The 18,682-nt window shown below is 43.9% G+C and carries 21 protein-coding genes and 1 pseudogene; 3 read left to right on the top strand and 19 right to left on the bottom strand.

Annotated features, from left to right (window positions below; all coding sequences use genetic code 11):
- Positions 1-151: 151 nt before the first annotated feature.
- A complete protein-coding gene (locus tag B0W44_RS08015; RefSeq protein WP_077719611.1) occupies positions 152-1,738 on the bottom strand; it encodes a multicopper oxidase family protein in 1,587 nt (528 codons plus the stop codon).
- 1,024 nt (positions 1,739-2,762) lie between these two features.
- Here B0W44_RS08015 and B0W44_RS08010 point away from each other — a divergent pair.
- Complete coding sequence (locus B0W44_RS08010; protein WP_077718568.1) at positions 2,763-3,989, top strand: IS256 family transposase; 1,227 nt, start codon at positions 2,763-2,765, stop codon at positions 3,987-3,989.
- Positions 3,990-4,069: 80 nt separating this feature from the next.
- Positions 4,070-4,336 carry a DUF4366 domain-containing protein gene (locus tag B0W44_RS08005; RefSeq protein WP_077719610.1) on the top strand — a complete coding sequence of 89 codons (267 nt, stop codon included), beginning with the start codon at positions 4,070-4,072 and terminating at the stop codon, positions 4,334-4,336.
- 635 nt (positions 4,337-4,971) lie between these two features.
- On the opposite strand, the pseudogene B0W44_RS08000 reads toward B0W44_RS08005, so the two are convergent.
- From B0W44_RS08000 to B0W44_RS07985, 4 genes and pseudogenes are all read right to left on the bottom strand, one after another.
- Positions 4,972-5,306, bottom strand: a pseudogene (locus B0W44_RS08000) (IS110 family transposase); the annotation flags it as partial.
- 246 nt (positions 5,307-5,552) lie between these two features.
- Entirely contained in the window at positions 5,553-6,425 is an 873-nt protein-coding gene (locus B0W44_RS07995; protein ID WP_077719609.1) for an alpha/beta fold hydrolase, read from the bottom strand.
- A 163-nt stretch (positions 6,426-6,588) separates the two neighbouring features.
- The gene (locus tag B0W44_RS18085; RefSeq protein ID WP_077719608.1) at positions 6,589-6,777 is read right to left on the bottom strand and encodes a hypothetical protein; all 189 of its coding nucleotides are present in this window, start codon (positions 6,775-6,777) and stop codon (positions 6,589-6,591) included.
- A gap of 295 nt (positions 6,778-7,072) precedes the next feature.
- Positions 7,073-8,656: a multicopper oxidase family protein gene (locus B0W44_RS07985; protein WP_077719607.1), complete on the bottom strand. Its 1,584-nt coding sequence runs from the start codon at positions 8,654-8,656 to the stop codon at positions 7,073-7,075.
- 239 nt (positions 8,657-8,895) lie between these two features.
- On the opposite strand from B0W44_RS07985, the gene B0W44_RS07980 reads away from it, so the two are divergent.
- Positions 8,896-9,279 carry a cupredoxin domain-containing protein gene (locus B0W44_RS07980; RefSeq protein WP_077719606.1) on the top strand — a complete coding sequence of 128 codons (384 nt, stop codon included), beginning with the start codon at positions 8,896-8,898 and terminating at the stop codon, positions 9,277-9,279.
- 244 nt (positions 9,280-9,523) lie between these two features.
- Here the strand turns inward: B0W44_RS07980 and B0W44_RS07975 are convergent, their stop codons facing one another.
- The 14 genes from B0W44_RS07975 to B0W44_RS07910 all read right to left on the bottom strand — a co-directional run bounded on the left by B0W44_RS07975 (position 9,524) and on the right by B0W44_RS07910 (position 18,619).
- Positions 9,524-10,048, bottom strand: a complete 525-nt coding sequence (locus B0W44_RS07975) for a spore coat protein (RefSeq protein WP_077719605.1) — start codon at positions 10,046-10,048, stop codon at positions 9,524-9,526.
- A gap of 101 nt (positions 10,049-10,149) precedes the next feature.
- The gene (locus tag B0W44_RS07970) at positions 10,150-11,067 is read right to left on the bottom strand and encodes a F510_1955 family glycosylhydrolase (RefSeq protein ID WP_077719604.1); all 918 of its coding nucleotides are present in this window, start codon (positions 11,065-11,067) and stop codon (positions 10,150-10,152) included.
- Positions 11,068-11,264: 197 nt separating this feature from the next.
- Entirely contained in the window at positions 11,265-11,486 is a 222-nt protein-coding gene (locus B0W44_RS07965) for an SHOCT domain-containing protein (RefSeq protein WP_149026961.1), read from the bottom strand.
- A gap of 130 nt (positions 11,487-11,616) precedes the next feature.
- Positions 11,617-12,144, bottom strand: a complete 528-nt coding sequence (locus tag B0W44_RS07960; RefSeq protein WP_077719603.1) for a TlpA family protein disulfide reductase — start codon at positions 12,142-12,144, stop codon at positions 11,617-11,619.
- A 25-nt stretch (positions 12,145-12,169) separates the two neighbouring features.
- Entirely contained in the window at positions 12,170-12,292 is a 123-nt protein-coding gene (locus B0W44_RS19205; protein ID WP_077719602.1) for a CcmD family protein, read from the bottom strand.
- A 6-nt stretch (positions 12,293-12,298) separates the two neighbouring features.
- On the bottom strand, positions 12,299-12,952 hold the full coding sequence (locus tag B0W44_RS07950) for a cytochrome c biogenesis protein (RefSeq protein ID WP_228441596.1): 654 nt from the start codon (positions 12,950-12,952) through the stop codon (positions 12,299-12,301).
- Between the two features lie 47 nt (positions 12,953-12,999).
- Positions 13,000-13,215 (bottom strand): hypothetical protein, encoded by a 216-nt coding sequence (locus tag B0W44_RS17740; RefSeq protein ID WP_228441594.1) that lies wholly within the window; start codon positions 13,213-13,215, stop codon positions 13,000-13,002.
- Positions 13,194-13,682 (bottom strand): heme exporter protein CcmB, encoded by a 489-nt coding sequence (locus B0W44_RS07940; RefSeq protein ID WP_077719599.1) that lies wholly within the window; start codon positions 13,680-13,682, stop codon positions 13,194-13,196. Before B0W44_RS07940 ends, B0W44_RS17740 begins: the two co-directional genes overlap by 22 nt.
- Complete coding sequence (locus B0W44_RS07935) at positions 13,679-14,368, bottom strand: ABC transporter ATP-binding protein (protein ID WP_169835479.1); 690 nt, start codon at positions 14,366-14,368, stop codon at positions 13,679-13,681. The genes B0W44_RS07940 and B0W44_RS07935 overlap by 4 nt, the downstream gene beginning before the upstream one ends.
- A gap of 5 nt (positions 14,369-14,373) precedes the next feature.
- Positions 14,374-15,339: a hypothetical protein gene (locus tag B0W44_RS07930; protein WP_077719597.1), complete on the bottom strand. Its 966-nt coding sequence runs from the start codon at positions 15,337-15,339 to the stop codon at positions 14,374-14,376.
- Positions 15,329-15,643, bottom strand: coding sequence for a hypothetical protein (locus tag B0W44_RS07925; RefSeq protein WP_169835478.1), 315 nt, complete (start codon positions 15,641-15,643; stop codon positions 15,329-15,331). The genes B0W44_RS07930 and B0W44_RS07925 overlap by 11 nt, the downstream gene beginning before the upstream one ends.
- Positions 15,644-15,712: 69 nt before the next feature.
- Entirely contained in the window at positions 15,713-16,219 is a 507-nt protein-coding gene (locus tag B0W44_RS07920; RefSeq protein ID WP_077719595.1) for a cytochrome c-type biogenesis protein, read from the bottom strand.
- Positions 16,212-18,203: a heme lyase CcmF/NrfE family subunit gene (locus B0W44_RS07915; protein WP_228441656.1), complete on the bottom strand. Its 1,992-nt coding sequence runs from the start codon at positions 18,201-18,203 to the stop codon at positions 16,212-16,214. The genes B0W44_RS07920 and B0W44_RS07915 overlap by 8 nt, the downstream gene beginning before the upstream one ends.
- Positions 18,203-18,619 (bottom strand): cytochrome c maturation protein CcmE, encoded by a 417-nt coding sequence (locus B0W44_RS07910; RefSeq protein WP_228441655.1) that lies wholly within the window; start codon positions 18,617-18,619, stop codon positions 18,203-18,205. The genes B0W44_RS07915 and B0W44_RS07910 overlap by 1 nt, the downstream gene beginning before the upstream one ends.
- Between the last annotated feature and the right edge of the window lie 63 nt (positions 18,620-18,682).

Below are 18,682 nucleotides of genomic sequence, written 5' to 3'. Positions count from 1 at the left end.
CTATACCCCAGTAGGGTAGTAAATAGTTATTTACCTAATAAAAACTAAATTTATTATGTACCAATTAAGTATATAAAATAGCATAAGCCTTGCTGCTGAGACAGCAAATTATTGAATAATAAATGCGGGGATATCCCGCATCATACAAATATTATTCAGGCCGATTATCTACTTTCCCGGTATCTTTATAAAATTCGTCAAAGTGATTGTATTTCACCATAGCCACCATACCGCTTGATGCATGGTGTAGATCGTGGCAGTGGAACAGCCAATTCCCAGGATTATTTGCAAGGAAGGCAACTTCATAGGTTTCACCTGGCTTGACATTAAGAGTATCTTTAATAATCGGTGACCCTTCAAGAGGCTGACCGTTTTTACTGAGTACTTGGAAGAAATGACCGTGCAAATGCATGGGATGTACTGAATCATCCATACTATTGTTAGTCAGCGTCACTTTCACCTTATCCCCTTTATTTACTTTAAAAGGTGGCACATTTGGGTAAGTTTCACCATTAATGGTCCAGATCATTCCCATCTCTGCGTTCATGTCCATTTTAGCTCCAAGTTCCATAGTATATTCTATATCGAATTTATCATCTAACGTAAACAATGCTTGAGATGGTTCACCAAGAGTGGCCAGATTTATCTCACCAGAAGGTGCCTTATGGTCCAGTTTTTGATTATTTCCGTCTTCGTAAACTACATCGATCCTCATATCTTTCGCCGCTTCCATCTCACCATGACAATCAATAGTGAAATCTCCCTGTCCATCAGCGACAAACTCGATATCATAACGCTCTCCCGGAGCAATCTCAAGAATTGATCCCTTTTCAACTTGAGGGTTATTTACTGCTTGACCATCTACATGGGTGACTTGATACTCAACAGGAATATGAATTTGGTGGGCCACATAACCTGCATTGATGAACCGGAGTTTAACCCTGTCTCCTTCTTTGACTTTTAACGATTCGTTTGCTTCGTATGTTTTTCCGTTAATCGTAAAAATATCATAGGAAGACATATCATGACCCATCATGGGGCTACCATTGGATTCCATATGACCATCCATTCCATCCATGCCCATTCCTTTCATATGCATTTCGCCATGATTATTTCCATGCATATCTCCCATATTCATGCCACCATCACTGTTGCCTGACTCCCATTCATCCAGTACAAGAGTATAGTCACGGTCAACATCGATTACTTCACTCGGCTCTACTATAAGAGTCCCATATAACCCTTTGTCCAGTTGTTCAACGCCGTTCTGATGGGAATGATACCAATATGTTCCCGGATCATTGGCAATAAACTGATACATGTACGTGTTTCCAGGTAGCACAGCATCCTGAGTCACACCTGGGATACCATCTTCTGTATTAGGAACTGGAACACCATGCCAATGAATAGAGACAGGCTCATCCAGTTCATTTTTTAAGTTAACTCTAACCACTTCACCTTGCTTCACACGGATAGTTTCACCTGGAACCGTTCCATTATAAGTCCAAGCTGTAATGGTGTTATCAGGACTGATTATCCACTCCGTTTTCCGAGCAGTCAGATTAATTTCGTTAACTTTTTTACCCTTCGTCGATTCATGTATAACCTCCACCCTTTCTTGTCCTTGGGAATCTTCATCATGCTCCTCTTGATCTGCAGTTTCAGATAGTGACTGAGAACAAGCTGATAAAATAGCAATGATTAAAACGGTAATAAAAAACATAATGATTCTTTTCATGCTCCCCTAACCTCCTTTTACGACTATAGGATACAAGAAAGATGTGAAGAAAGTATGGGAAAAAAATAGCTATATTATGAAGTTGTTATTAGGTTAGGGGCGTATTTTCACATATTTTCTTGATATTCCAATTCTCAACTAGAAATTCCCATGCGTTGACCGCGACTCATTTTTAATGCATTGCCCACAGTGTCCCATGAATACATGGTCAATCGCTTTTTCGTTGATAAATCCTCATCCGCTGTTGTGTACCACCCTCAGAACATCAAAGTAGACCGATAAATTCTGTTTTCTCGTCTTACTGTCTTAAAAAATAAAATATATAAAAGTCGGTGCAGTGTTTTTATCTTGACTATAAGGAATTGAAACCAAAGTTCCCCAAGCTCCACCTGCAATGCGAGAATTTTCGTTTTTATCTTAACTATAAGGAATTGAAACTTGTCAATGACATAGGATAAACCTTTGAACCCACTGGGTTTTTATCTTAACTATGAAGAAAAATTTTAACCAAAAAAACATACTAAGATTAGTAGCACAGACCATGGCCATGGTCTGTGCTACTATTTTTTTATAGTAGAAGTGGAGAATAGGTCGTGACAGCCCCAGAACCTTGAGTTCGTAATGAAAAAACTGGCCTACTTCACTGCCCTTATAAGAATCAGTTTCAGTATGTTGGATCCTTGAGATCGTGTATAAGAAAAGGGAATCGATAAGGTGAAGTGAAGACTTCTACATAAAAATCAGGAGGAATGTATATGCAAAGCGTCATTGCTTTTGATGTCGGTATGGGAATAACCCCTCAATATCATAAATAACCATAACTTGCTTATTGTTGTATTCTTTAAATGTAGGAGTAATGTCTCTTTGCTGTTTTGAAGGTTCTTTATCATGTATTTCTGGAAAAAATGAGTTAAGTCCTTAAAATTGTGTAAAATGGATTCCTTAAAAATAAAGGAGCCAATTTCAAAATCCTCGGTTAGAATGGAGTTGTCGGAAATACCATTCTGGAGAGGAGAATTTTGAAATGGCTCAATACCAGATTACCGTAGATCAAGAACTTTTGCAGCAACTTTTTTTAGGACATTCAAAAGACGCTGGTGTAGCGAAATTACTGGAATCGGTATTAAACCAAATTCTCCAAGCGCAGGTGACCGAACAGCTGGCAGCTGAACGCTATGAACGCACGGATTCCCGTCAAGGCTATCGCAATGGATCCTATCCTCATCAATTAACCACTCGGGTGGGGACCATTACGTTACGTGTTCCACGGATTCGAAACGGTCAGTTCTCCACTGAACTGTTTGCCCGTTACCAACGGAGCGAGCAAGCTTTGGTGTTGGCTTTGATGGAAATGGTCGTGAATGGGGTTTCCACACGTAAAGTGACTCAGATTACCGAAGAGCTTTGCGGCACTCATTTTTCCAAGTCCACCGTTTCAGACCTGTGCAAAAGGCTTGATCCTATTGTGGAGGCTTGGAATTATCGTCCGCTTTCAGACCGCCGGTTCCCGTTTGTGCTGGTGGATGCCTTGTACCTCAAAGTCCGTGAGGATGGCCGGGTACGGTCCAGAGGAGTGATGATAGGAATCGGTGTCAACACAGACGGTTACCGGGAAGTCTTGGGGATCATGACCGGTGACACGGAATCGGAAGCCAGCTGGAGCGAATTTTTCAGTTGGTTAAAACAACGTGGTCTTGGTGGTGTCGATTTGATCACCTCTGATGACCATGGCGGTTTAGTCCGTGCCATTCGTCACCATTTCCAAGGGGTCACCTGGCAACGCTGTCAAACCCATTTGATGCGTAATATTCTGGATGCCACACCAAAAGCGCTGAGAGACGAAGTTCATCGCCATGTCCGTGGCATCCTGGATGCAGCGGATATCGAAACAGCCAGAATGCTTTTGAACGAAACGCTGAAAGTCTTTGAAGAGAAAGCGCCTAAAGCCATGCGTATTTTGGAAAACGGGTTTGATGATGCCACCGCCGTTTTGGCTTTCCCTGAGAAGTACCGTAAGCGACTGCGTACCACCAACAGCGTCGAGCGGTTGAACGAAGAAATCCGCAGACGGGAACGTGTGATTCGCATTTTTCCCAACCGCCAATCGGTGATTCGTCTGTTGGGGGCCTTACTCATGGAACAGGATGAGAAGTGGGCCAGTGGTCGGAAATACCTCGATATGGAAGATTACTTCACCTGGCGCAAAAGCCATTCAGCAAAAACACATAGTAAGGTGACACGCATCATGTAGGCAGCTTATCTAACCGAGGAGCTTTTTACACACAATTTTGGACTTGATCCAAGCAGGAAGTTCAAAAAGATGGAAATAAATTGGTTGCGGTGGTTAAAGATGATAATGGAAGGGAAATCAAGCAAAAAATAACAGAAGAAGAAGCCGAACAATTAGGATTTGATGAAACGGAAGATGAAGAAGAAGAAACAGACGAGGAAATTATTGAAACAACAATAGCAGCAGATGAGGAAGTAGAAAATGAAGAATCCAGTCCTGGAAATAAGGCTTTCGTAATTGCTTTAATTTTTGGTCTGATTCTGGCAATAGGCGGTGGCGGTTACTACTACTTTTATAAACGGAAATAAGGGCCACAGTTATTAAAACGGATTCGCTAGAAAAAGGAGTGGAATAAATATGCGCCACGATTTGGTTACTATACGTATACTCAATTGCACGTGAAGGAGTATCGGAAGGAAGTTTGTAGTCTTAAACCGGGGAATTTCCTCCCTGGCTTAAATCTCAAATACTCTTTCACCTAGCAGACATCGAAAACAACACAACTGTCTCTTTCGGTTCATGACTAGGCAAGACGCTTACGAAATAAAACTTCTTTTTCCCTTTTTCTTTGCTGGTCAAGGCAAAGGGCGATGGGTCTTTACCTAACATACGCGTCATAGTAGAGGCCTCGTCCCATCATAGTTTTGTTGGCTGTCAAGTACGGCTTTACTTCATCCAACAACCGTGGGATTAAAATGTCCAAGGGACTTCAAAACGTCCGTAAAGAGGAAAAAATCTGCTCCCCGTTACTGATCAACGATTGATCCATCGATATGGATCCTAGTATTAATTTCTCTTCTTTTATATGGCTTGCGCCCCCGGTTCTTATGGGCAATCCCTTGTACTCCTTCCGTAAGATATCTTTTCCTTAAACGCAGTAACTGTCAGGTAGAAAGTTCCAACAGTTCTGCACCTTCCCGAACGGTGAAAAAAGAGCCAATAAACTATTGACGGTTACGTAGCGATGCATCGCCTTGAATTCGGCATTTTTAGCAACCATCGGGAGACACACCGGAAGAGTAACGCCCGTAATCGCGCACGTCCCCTTTTGCTGATGGTGGCTTTCTCTTTCTTCTTGCCAGAGCTGTTTTCTTTAAGATTTAACCCCGCCAGCCGAATGATTTGCTGTCCATGGTCGTATCTCTTAAGATCGCCGACTTCTTCTGCTAGGAATCCAGCTAAGGTGACCACGCCCATTCCGGGAATGGTTAGCATTTCTTTGGTGCCGGGAATTTGCTCAAACAGTGGCTCGACTTGTTGCAGGATATCATCCAGTTGTCAGGCAAACATGGCATGTTGTCCAGCAGGGATCTTTAAATCCCGATACAGAAGTCGGTCAGTAAATCTCCCATGAATTGAAGCTCCCGGGAAACAGTTCCTAACAGCTTCAAGCATCTGACTCGTTACCTTCTGCACATAATGCTTAGAGTCTTGAAACACGTCGAATAGAAAGTGGACTAGAACTTAAGGAAAATGTGGAAAAGATAGAATCATTACATTTCAATATGGATTTCAAACGATGCATCAGTCATTTTTCATCAAAAACGATGTCAGATGGCTTAAAAGCTCCTCTGGGTGATTGACGATGTACGAGGCGTGGTCCCCGGACACTACTATAAGTTCTGTACCTAGCAAGCGAGCCATCTCTTCAGCATGATTATGACGAATAATATCTCGATCACCAATCATGACAAGCGACGAAACCTTCATGTCCTCAAGCTGTTCCGACCGCAAGTTTTCGGGATGTTCTGCCATCTCTGCGCTCTTTTGTACCAGTTTATCAAGACCGTTCGGATCGGGCGCAACCCGTATATATGATTCACGAATGATCGGTGGCAAGAAGTGAACGGACGGATTTATCACTTGATCGATGATTTCCGGTTTATAACCATCCATGTCATAAACAGCCGATGCAAGTACTAACGAATGTACCATCTCAGGGTGATGAACGGCCAACTGAAGGGCAATAGAACCACCTTCACTATATCCAAAAATATCCGCCTGTTCCACTCCAATTTCACGTAACAATTCGGCGGTGTCATGGGCCATATGACTGGATCTGAGCGGACGGTCAATATCCGCTGTGTGACCATGACCTTGTTGCTCAATGATAATAACCTGCCGCCTCTTGACGAGTTCGGGCAGAATATTGAAAAACATTCCACCTGTAGCAAACTGCCCGTGTAGCAACACAAGTGGTGGCTGGCCTTTTGTTTGGCCATGTATCTCATAATACATGTCAAGGCCATTCACCGACGCATAGCTGCAAACCGTATTCTCCGTATACATACACGCACCGGAGTTGACATTGAACTTAAAGCCTGATACAGCAGACACTAAAATGAGAAGTACCAGTACCAGAAGCGGAATAAAGAACTTTTTCCGAGACGACATCATCCACTCTCCCTTTGAGATTTTTATAAAAAAAGACGTCTTCACCCTTAAGCAAACACATCTTTTGAAACCCGTTTTGTCCTTAAAACACAAAAAGCCGACGGTTCCCCTGAGGGTTCCACCAGCTTTTAACAGTTTCCATATAAAAAACACACGGGCTGTGTGTTTATTTCAATTCTTCCTCAAGTGCCCGTTTACCTCCCCGCCGTCTGTTATCCGAACAGGATTTACGATCATGAAAAAACGCCTCCTGTTCGATACTGAAGACGGATAAGACATGCGACACCGTGTAGCGTTTCTGTCCGCGCAATGTCCACGTTTTGTCCACGCCATAAACGACAAAAAGCCGTGTCATTAACGGCTTTTCTACAAAGTGGTGGGCGGTAGAAGGATCGAACTTCCGACCTCTACCGTATCAAAGAAGGGTTGGGGTTATCATGCTTTATTTTATATTGCCGTAAAACCGCATAGAATAAAGGTTTGCAGTGTTCGCCATGTGTTCTGTTACCTCGGTTTACCACGCTTTTACATCAATTTTTACATCAATTTTACATCAATAAAGGCGACTTAGGTGCGATGGCCCTAACGTAGACAACGCTCATATCGACCCTCCCTAAATAACCAGCGGATTTAAACCGGTGGTTATTTAGTTACTCTGGAATATTCTCCACCTTTCCTGTGTCTTTGTAAAACGGTGCAAAATGATTGTATTCGACCATCGCCACCATACCAGTTGATGCGTGGTGCAAATCGTGACAATGAAACAGCCAATTCCCAGGATTGTCAGCAAGAAATGCGACCTCGTACTCTTCTCCCGGTTTAACGTTTAACGTATCCTTTATAATCGGAGAGTCCTTTAATGGCTTACCATCTTTGCTTAATACCTGAAAGAAATGTCCATGCAGATGCATGGGATGTGTGGAATTGTCCATACTGTTGTTCTTAAGGGTAACCTTCACTTTATCGCCTTCATTAACATTAACCGGCGGTACATCTGGAAACGTCTTACCATTGATGGTATATACCATGCCCATGTTTTGATGGTCCATTGCAACTCCAAGGTCCATCGTATACGCTACATCGAAGGAATCATCTAGGCTAAAAAACGATTCTTTGCTCTTACCCAATTTGGTCACATCAACAACGTCGGACGAAGACGGATGTTTCATTTTTTTGCTATTTCCGTTCTTATAAGCGACGTCGATTTGCATGTCTTTTGATGCTGGCATACCATCATGGTTGTCAATCATAAAGTCTTTTTCCGTATCCGCCGTAAACTCGATATCATACCGTTCTCCAGGAGCGATTTCGATGATACCTGACTTTTCGATCCCCGGTCTATTCACTATCTGACCATCGACGTGGGTTACTCTAAAGTCAACGGGGATGTGCATTTGATGGACCATATAACCAGCATTCACGAAACGAAGCTTGACCGTTTCTCCTTTTTTAACCATTAATGGTTCGTTTTCTTCGTACGTTTTACCGTTAACCGTAAAAATATCGTAAGAAGACATGTCGTGCATCATCATGTTGTTCATACTGGACATGTTCTCTTTCACGTTTCCTTCGTGCATGCCGTTCTTCATGCCACCGTCGCCCATGTTCCCCATTCCCTTGTCACCGTTATCACGACCTGCTCCTGACTCCCATTCGTCGAGAACAAGTGTATAATCGCGGTCTGCCAGTATACCTTCCTTCGGTTCAACGATAAGCGTACCGTATAGGCCTCTATCCAGTTGCTCAACACCGTTTTGGTGCGTATGGTACCAATACGTCCCCGGATCATCCGCAACAAATTCGTACGTATACGTTTCCCCCGGCAATACAGCATCTTGGGTCACTCCCGGAATACCGTCTTGCGTGTTGGGAACGGGTACTCCGTGCCAGTGAATCGTCACAGGTTCGTCCAATTTGTTTGTTAGGGTTGCCTTTACAACCTCACCTTCCTTGACACGAAGCTGTTCACCTGGAACACTCCCATTAAACGTCCATGCTTTAATTTGTTTTTCTGGGCTTAATGTCCAATCGACCTGCTGCGCCGTTAAATTAAATGCCTTCACTCTCTTTCCAGCGATATCCGCAGAACGAGCGGTTGAAATCGCTTGATCCACTTTCTTTTCCACATTTGTAGATGCTTGTTTATCAGCTTGCCCCGTGTCGGTCTGTTGTGAGCACGCCGCTAACAAACCAATTAATGCGATACCTATTAACGTCATCAGCTGCTTTCTCATCGCTGCGTTTCCTCCTTGATGAAGTACTTTCGACTGAGATCTGCAACTACTAATTAAGTATAGTGTACAAATGTGATGAAAATTTAAAGAAAGTGTGTAGAAATATGAAGTGAAGGATAAAGCTTCGTTCAATTAACCGATGTTTTGTCATGCTTGCTGTTTATCATAAATTCGCCAAACAAATCACACAGTTTCTTGACAAAGTTGGATTATGATTATGGGGAAAGGAGTGGAAAACCATGCAGAAAAAATGGATGGTTCTTTTTTTCCTCGCTGTCTCACTTACGCTCTTGCTTTCAGCCTGTGGAGCCGGGAGTGGGGAGAATGAAACTGACAGCGTGGCCAGTGATTCAAGTAGTGGTGCCGGGGGAGACACACTAGAAATTTCCGCCACGAATTGGAGCTTTAATCAAGAAACTTTTGAAGTCCCTGCCGGTGAAACAACAATTAGTTTTACGTCTAAAGAGGGAGTACACGGAATTAGTATTCCAGATTTAGGGGTGGATTTAACCGATGGGGAATCCGCCACGGTCGATTTGGAACCTGGTGAATATCCGTTTTCTTGTAACATCGCTTGTGGACAAGGGCACGCGGATATGCAAGCAAAAATTGTCGTGAAATGAATAAAGTAATGGTCATCGTTTAACAAACGCGAAAGGTTCTTCTAAACCATTTTGGATGCAAAAAGCCGATTTTCCTTCACCTAAGGAATAATCGGCTCGCTTTTTTTAACTTGTTGTTTCCCAACATCACAACAATTTTGAGATTAACATCAGCCACTATTCTTAATTTCTGAAATTAAGCGATTTTCTTATTCCATTCGGTATGGCCACATTATTGAAATCCGTATATGGGCGTCGCTTCCTGTTAGTTGTTTAAAATATGTTGAAAATGCTGGTACGTATTTATTTGATCTTGGACAGATACATGCGGAACAAATTCCCAACCCATTCTTTGAATGAACTGACTATACCTTTCCTGTAAAAAGGCTTGCTGCAATGCCATTTCGATATGCGCGTGTTTAACATTAGGATTTTTCATCATTAAAGCAGAGATAAAGTTATCGTTTGCCATGCATTTTGCTGTGGCACGTGCTTCTAATGTAATCGATTTATTTTTTAATGGATTTTGGCCCCATGCTTCTTCTTTAAAGTAATGGTTTCCCGAATAGGCTTCGAGAGGCGGGACTGCCACATATCCGTTTTGATATGGGTTAATGAGTAGTAACATAACTTTAACGTGTGCACGCATCACACTAATTTGTAAACTAATAATGTCTTTAAGATCAGCATTTGTTACCTTAGCAAGGTAGTGCTTAAGTTTATTGAGTATCCCCTCATGGGTAGGCAAATGTTCAGCCATCAACCCGAGGTCTACCGCCGGCAACCTCATTAAATTACCTCCCCCATAAAAAAGATCATTCATCCATCTATGTATGCAAAAGCAACAAGATTGGTTACTAACCTATCTCTATATGAGGAAGGCAACACTCTTTACCCTGATTCTCCGGAAATTCCTTTTCCGTCGTTCACAATTTGTTTCCAATTTTCTCCTTGGTCATTTGTCACATACATATGCAAATTGAATGAAACGAAGGCTAGTTCTTCCCCTTCAGTACTTTGGGCAATATACATAACAGCGTCATCGTTTAACGGTGGAAGATTAACCGGTGTCGTCTCCCCACTTTGTAGGTCAAGCTGAAAGAACTTCGGCCCCTGATTGACTCCCCCAACAAACAGTTCCCCTTGTGGACTGAAGTACAAGGAAGTGACCTGCACAGTATCATTGATTTTCTTAAAGGTATGACCGTAGTCTTCGGATAAAAACACACCGGTATTAGTTCCAACGGCGATAACAGCATCTTCTGTCGGATGAGCGGCAAGAGTCGTCAGTTCCTCCGTCAAGCCTTGCATGTCACTTTTCTTCCAAGTTTTCGTCTCATCTTGCGTATAATACATTCCTACAGCATCCATCTGCGAGTTCGGTTCCGGATTTATCACGTAAATCGTGTGCGTTTTATAACCAACACTCATACCGTGAAAATCGGCTTCCCCCTCCAAGTCCAACGTCTCCAGTGTTTGACCAAGGTCAGTGCTTTTAACGACGCCGAACGGATTGATCCGATCAGAGCCTGGTGCTGGATGTCCACTGCTATAAAACCCTTCATCCACCATGGAAAAGCCCATGTAGTCATGTTTTTCGCCTTCGGGGATGGACCACTCCCCGTCCGCGTACACTCGCAAGCCATCATGCGCTGGCGTAACAAGTTTTCCGTCCGCTGTGTACCCCAATCCGTGCACATGCTCCATAACAATCTCTGGTTCGCTTGTCCGATTTAAGAAAAGCACTGCGCCAATGACGACAAGCCCTACCACAATAACAGCAAGAATGATTTTACTTTTGCCTTGCAATATTTTTCGACTCCCTTTGAATGTCATTTCTTACGATTTTACCTCACGGTCATAACTGTTAAATTATCCAATTGTGAAACTTCAAAAAATCCTTCTCTGACCATCCAATAGGTTTTATATCAAAAATGCCATTTATAAATTTCTTTGCCGTAAAACGATAACCAAAAAACGTATGAAACTGTGATGAGGTTGGGAAATTAATCTTTGTTTAAAACAGATTTCAATCTCTCGTACTCCTCTTCACTGATGTCGCCCCGTGCCAGTCTTCCCTTCAAAATGTTAGCGGGAGAATCCGAAGACTCCTTTCCTGATTTACCTGTTGCTTTTTCAATTAGCAAATAGACACCGTAGATTAACAAACCCAGGATGAGGATCCAAAAGATCATATTAAGAATTCCCATACCACCCATCATCATCATTGGATATCACTCCTATTCCTGTTCTTATTTTGCATTCATCATCACGAGTATATGCCTGTTTTACATTAACATCTCCTAAACCCGGCTAGGCGTCGGAACAGTCATCTCATATCCTAAGACCCGTTCACCTTCATCGTCCTTTCAACGGTGTTTCTATAAACTGATTGGTAGTCTGGACCATAAACGCCATGTCCATCTCCCCGATATGGTGATAGCGAATGATCCCCTCTTCATCAATAAAAAAGGTTTCCGGTTGACCGACGACACCATAAGGCCTTGCCATCGAATCATTGTAATCGAGTAGATAGGTCGATGTTGATCCAAATTCATTAATAAACTCCTGAACTGTTGCTTTCGGCTCAGCACGACTAAGGATCAACAGCTTTGCCTGATCCCCGTATTGCTCTTGGAATTTCTGTAATTCTGGTGCCTCTTTCCGGCAAGGTGGACACCATGAGGCAAAAAAGTTCAAAATGACAAATTGCCCTTTATACTCGGCCAGGGTCACCTTGTTTCCGTCCATATCTTCAAGCGTGAAATCGGGAGCCGGATCCCCTATCTCCGCTGCTGTCGAATTAATACCAAGCGTAATAGCAGCATAGCCAAACCCAGCGGCAAGAAGGATTAACACAACAATTCGTATAACCCTCCCCCTCACATTCCATCCTCCTCTTAATTAAATACTAGCTATTTCTTTTCAACTTTTGCATTAGGCGAAATACTTTCCGCTGTCTAACCGATATCGAAATAACGTACGCCAATATACCAATCCAGACAATCGCTGTTCCTGCGAACAAATAACCCACCCGACATCATCTTCCTTCCCTTAATTTTTCCTGTTTTATACTGATAAATGCTTCGCGTTGATACTCAAAGGTCGTCCGATAAAGTAAAAGCATGGCATACAATAAAAGAAAAGCAATTATGCCGACGAACAACGTTTGCGTCATCTCGGGCGGCATATGGATCCCGGTCTCATCAATGACTTTCGGATGGATCGTCCGCCACCACAGCACCGAAAAGTAGACAATCGGAACATCAATAAACGCAATGATACCAAAAACAGATGCAAACTTGCGCCGGCGTGTGTCCTCTGCGATGGACGAACGAATCAACAAATAGGCGATGTACATAAACCAAAGAATAAGTGTCGTGACAAGTCTTGGGTCATCCCATACCCACCAAGCGTTCCACACAGGGCGCGCCCATATGGATCCTGTTATTAGTGTCAGTGTTGTAAATAGAACACCGATTTCAGCTGAAGAAACGGCGATCAAATCCCATGTCCTCTTTTTCGTAACCAAATAAACAATCCCCATCACAAAAACGAGAGCAAATGCTGCAAAGGCCGAAAATGCACTTGGGATGTGAAAATACATGAGTCGCTGCACATCCCCCATAAATTTTTCAGTTGGCGCATATAAGAAGACCATGTACAACTGAATCAGAACGGCAACAGTGGTCACTGCGAACAGTCCCCACTTAAAGGGTACAATTAATTTCCTCGCCATGCTTATACCTCCAGTAACACATCGAATAACAACAAAGGAACAACCGTAAAAAGGACATTATACGCGATTAAAAGGACGATCCACAGAGACATCCCGAGTTCAACTGTCGGATAAAGTGCCATTTCTGTTAAACGTATAATCGCAATTAAGAGCGGTACTGACATTGGAAACAACATAATCGGAACGAGCAATTCTTTCAAACTGCTTGCTTCAGCCAAGTTGGCGAGAAAAACGCCGATAGCCGTAAAGCCCCAGCTACCCAAAAAAAGGGTGAGCAGTAAAAGTGCTGTGGAAGAAGGGGGGGCTGCTTCAGGAACAGGAAAAAGGCCGGGACGGAAACAACGCCCACCATCGATACGAAAATTAAATTTCCCATTAGCTTGCCGAGGAACATCGCACCGCGGTTGATCGGGGAAACGAGCATGCCGTGCATCGCCCCATTTTCTTTTTCCGCTTTTGCATATTTGCTAAAACTGATCATTGCCGAGAGTATAATCGGCAGCCATAGTATCCCTGCTGCCAACGTTTGCATCGCCTCTTTTTGCACATCAAAAGAAATGAACAATACAACTTGGATGAGAATTGAGAAAACAATCATCGAAACGAGCAGTGATTTTTGCCGCAGTTCAATCGTGATATCCCGTTGCAGAACTAAGGCTGCCTGTCTAAGAAATTGCATCGTCATCCTCGTTCCAGTACCTTTTTGTAATACGTAAGAAAGGACGCAAATTGTTGTTCATGACATGGCTGCTCGAGCAGAACCGTTCCATCATGGAGAAACACAACCCGATCACATAATCGCCACGCATCATCTATATCGTGACTGACGAGAATCCAGCCTGCTCCGGCTCTTTTCCTTTCATGCAATACGGCTTCAATCGTTTTTTTTGATGCGAGATCAAGTCCCTCAAACGGCTCGTCCAGCAGCAGACACATCGGTTCGTGAATTAAAGCTCGTGCAATCGACAGTCGCTGCTTCATGCCCTTGGAGAACGCCGTTGTTCTCTCATCTTTCACATTAAGCAGGTTTACCAGTTGCAACAGGTACTCCGTTTTTCTTCGGTCAGCGTCACCATACAATTGTTGATAAAAAAGCAAATTTTCCTGTGCAGAAAGCTCATCGTACAAAAACGATTCTTGAAATACCGCACCGAACAGACGTCTCCACTGTTGCGACGTGACACCGTCTGCCAACTTCAACTTGCCGGATGTCGGTTTGATTAACGTGCTGAGTACTTTCAACAATGTTGTTTTCCCAGCACCGTTTGCCCCGACAAGGGCGACTGTCTCTCCCTTGTGCCAAGAAAAATTGAGCGCACGTAGAATAACTTTGTCATTTAAAATGACCGCAAGGTTTTGTAGCTCGATCATGGTCATTACCTTTGCTGCAGTTCTGCGGTAATTTTGATTATTTGGCTGCGAATTTTGGCCCTTACCGACTCATATGTTTGTTCACTGATTAATTCGTTGTGGTAGTCCTTTTCCAAATCGAACATTTGCTTAAGCAGCTGTTCTTTTTGTGTATGCAGCCAAGGTCTGCTCCTTTTCTTCACATCGACGATTGTGGACTGCCGGTCCCGCCGTAAACCGATCAACGCAGCGGATAAAGCGACAGCAATCGTTCCAAAAGTAAAAGCCGTTTTAAAAAAGACACGTTCATGCTCGGCCCCAATAATCGGGATGCCGTCCTCGGTGAACTTTTCCCCACTCGGATCAATAACAGCACTCCCTGCGGACGGCTTAGATGGGGTCGTCTCCGATTCATTACCTTCCACGGTGTCGATTAAACGAAAGGAAAGCGTCCACGGAACATCCGGATGCAGATCCAGACGGGTGAATCTGCGATACTCTTGTCCGTCTATTTCAATCAGCTGCGATTGCGTGACAAGATCAGTCGCCTGAAACGATAAAATCCCGGGCTGTATCATCACTTGCACATCTTCTGTCACATAAGATTGTGTGATTGTCCATTGGGAAACGTTTTGCTCCATCGGCATTTGGTAAGAAACGATAATCAGCTTACCCTCGCCCGCATCCAATCCGGACGTATCAACAATTCCATTCTCCGTCTTCTCCATGTCCGCTTCCGCTAAGCCGCCCCTTAATTCCAAGTTGCTATACCCTTCGGGTAAGTAGATCGGCAATTCTGTTTCCTTTTCCGTACCGGTGTTCTTAAAATCCATACTTTGCACGATATTGACTGTGTTCACGTCACTCGGGTACACGATCATTTTTTGGCTCGTTATCCTTACGGGGTACGTTCCGTCCGCATAAGCGTACGGTGAAAACGAAAAAAATAAGGCAAACAGGAAGACGACAGTTGACCATCTTCTAATGTTCATTCTGCACTCCCCTCGCAGATAAGTAGTGCTCAATCTCCTGATCGACCGATTGGGAGACGTTATCCAGATCTGTTTCTTCTTCGCGCGTATAGCGTACCGCAACCGCGGTTAATTCCGCTTTTGTAGTTTCATAGTCGTGTTGGGACAGCTTTCCCATCTGGTAATCATATTCTAAATCTGACAACTGTAAGAAGACCTCTTCTTTCCGCTGTTCCCAATCAGACTTTTCGATGAAATCGCCCTTTTGTCGCCCGGTGTCTATAAAGAGTGGATATAAAATAACTGCCAATACACAGATAGCCATCCCTACGATAATAAGCATTGATGTCGACATGGTCCATTCTCCTTTCTTGGCAACACTCTGGTTCAATCCTTAAATCCAATGTTTAAGCTCTTCCTGTACATCTCGCTCATCCGCCGGAGAAACCGTGTAGTTATTCCTTTCCGAACTGTTGCCGCTGTCCTCCTCTCCATTCGCCCAGCTGCGAACGAAAAAAGTAACGGCAGCCGCACCGATCACTATACTAACCCCGGGTAAAACCCAGGGGAGTAGGTTAAAACCCCTCGCCGGTGGCGATGCTAGTATCCGTTCCCCGTATTTGGCAATTAGCGTATCCAGTACTTCCTGTTTATTCATGCCCTGACCGAGCAACTCGGCAATTTCGGCTCTCGTCTCATAGGCGGTGGTCAGTGTACAGTAGTCGGCTGTCATCGAGTGCGTACAGCCGGGTGGGTGAATCTCCTTGGCGACGTCCAGCACGTCTGCCCTTGAAACAGGCACTTTTTGTGATGGGGCATTCCCTGCTGCCCATGCATCGTGCCCACCCATCATCAAAAAAGCCAAAATGACCAAAGCCATCAGGTGCTTCACTTTAACCATCGAGAACCGACTCCATTGCTTTTGGCGTTCGGAATGAACGCCGCTTTTTCTTGCCTGGCCAAAGCGAGATTAATGAGCCGAAAATGAGCACATAACCACCAAACCATGCCCAGGAAATGAGCGGAAAGACTTTAACCTGTATGACCGCTTTTTCCGAGTCTTCAATCCAACCGTTTAAAACAACGTATAAATCATCCGTAAATGAACTCACAACCGATACGTCCGTTGACGGCTGATTTCCATTTGTGTAGAAAACTTTTTTCGGACGGACGGCACCTAGGAGCTTATCGCCTTTACTCACGAGGAACTCCGCATAAACCGTATTCCTTGCCGGTGTTGTTACTTCATCGATGTTGCGGTATTGTAACGTGTAGTTCCCCGCCCGCATTGTCTCGCCCGGGGCAATACTGCTCTGCAGATCGAGAGAGTAGAAACCCGCACCTGTCAAGCCGATGACAATCATAATAATGGCGAAGTGAACAATATAGCCGCCGTATCTTCTGCGGTTTTTTACAAAAAGCATATACAATGAAAGAAACGGATTCTCCCCTGTCGATTTTACTCTTGCCTGAACAGCCAAAGCAAATTCGAGAAAAATGGTTGCCAAAACGAAAGCAGCAACGGTCAACGACAGGAAGACTCTCCATTCGCTTACGCCCATTGCAAACAGTACGAATGCAGTCAGGAGCGCTACGATTAAAGGGAGAAATAAGTTTTTGCGCACCGTCCGTAAACTTGATTTCTTCCATGCAATCAGCGGGCAAATCCCCATGAGCAAGATTAAGGCGATAAAGATGGGGACGTTCACCCGATTAAAATACGGGGCGCCAACCATGACCTTCGTTCCTGTCAATGTCTCAGAAATGATGGGATAAATGGTGCCAAAAAATGTAGTAAACATGATCCCGACAAGCAACAGATTGTTAATTAAAAAGCTGTTTTCCTTTGAGACAACAGCCTCATATTGCACTTGATCAGCCTTCAAAAGTGACCACCGCGACCAAATCAAACTAAGCGAAACAATGAGAACAACCCCGATTAAACCAAGGAAATAAGCACCGATCGGGCCGTTGGCAAACGCATGTACCGACCACAGTAATCCGCTACGTGTTAGAAAGGTTCCGAATATCACCAGCATGAACGTCAACACAATTAATGAAATGTTCCAGCCTTTTAACTTGCCTTTTTTCTCTTGAATCATTGCGGAATGTAAAAAGGCCGTTCCTGTCAACCACGGTAAGAAAGAGGCGTTCTCGACCGGATCCCAAGTCCAGTAGCCACCCCAGCCCAGTTCAACGTACGCCCACTGTGCCCCGTAAATGATCCCCATACTTAAAAAAAGCCACGTCACAAGTGTCCAGCGCCGCGTGACCTTCAGCCAAGTCGCGTCCGCCTTTTTCAAAATTAACGCGGCAATCCCGTAAGCAAACGGAATCGTAAAACCGATATAGCCGAGATAAAGCATGACAGGGTGTACGGCCATTCCTGGATTTTGCAGCAACGGATTTAATCCGCTTCCCTCTGTCACGACTTCGTTTGCCAAAGCAAAAGGCTGCGCAACGAAGTTAACCAAAAACACAAAAAACAAACTGATTGTGAGCATGACAGTGGAGACCCACGGTAAATACTGGTGACTGTCTTTATGTTTTGACCAAGTGACAAGCGCTGTATATATGGTTAAAATCCAGAGCCAAAAAAGAAGCGAGCCGGCATTGCCTCCCCAGAACGCTGCTACTTTGTAGAGTAGTGATGTATCCGTGCTCGTATATTGTGCGACGTACTGGTATCTAAAGTCATCGGTCACTAGTAAATAAATGAGGGCACTTGACGCTATTGTCGTTAAACCTGTTACGACGAGCACGGCATTTTTAGCACTATGTAACAGACGCTTATTTCCACTTTTGATAGCTATGAGATGCGCCACCCCCGCATAGACAACGATAATCAAGGCAAAAATAAGTGCCCAGCGCCCTATTTCACCCATCACGTTCCGCCTTCCTCCTCTTCCATTGCTTCATATTTCGAAGGGCACTTGACGAGCAATTCGGTTGCAACAAAGACGCCGTCATCATTTAAATTGCCTTCGACAATGGCTTCCCAACCATCGTTTAACATGTCAGGCTTCACACCTTCATAACGAATCGAAACTGTTTTGTCCGTTTGTTGCGCACCTCGAAGGTCAAACGTAAGTAGCGTATTCTCTGGATCCCATTCAATTGAATCGCCGACAATTTCTCCACTTATCTGGACAGGCTTCGCCGAAGCTGAAACGCTTTTTTCATCAAACTCATCAACGGTCATGTAAAATGTCGCAGCCTCCCCCAGATTTGTGACGACAAGTGTTGCGATTACGACAACGATCAGGCTGACCACAATTGTCAACTTTGTTTTTACACTCATCACCGCACCGCCTTCCTCATTTTTTCCATATTAAACAATATATTTGTGGGGTGTGTAATAACG

It is taken from the genome of Novibacillus thermophilus (assembly GCF_002005165.1).
GTDB lineage: Bacteria > Bacillota > Bacilli > Thermoactinomycetales > Novibacillaceae > Novibacillus > Novibacillus thermophilus.
Note: the sequence above shows the minus strand (reverse complement) of the source record. Positions and strands in the feature narration are given on the sequence as shown.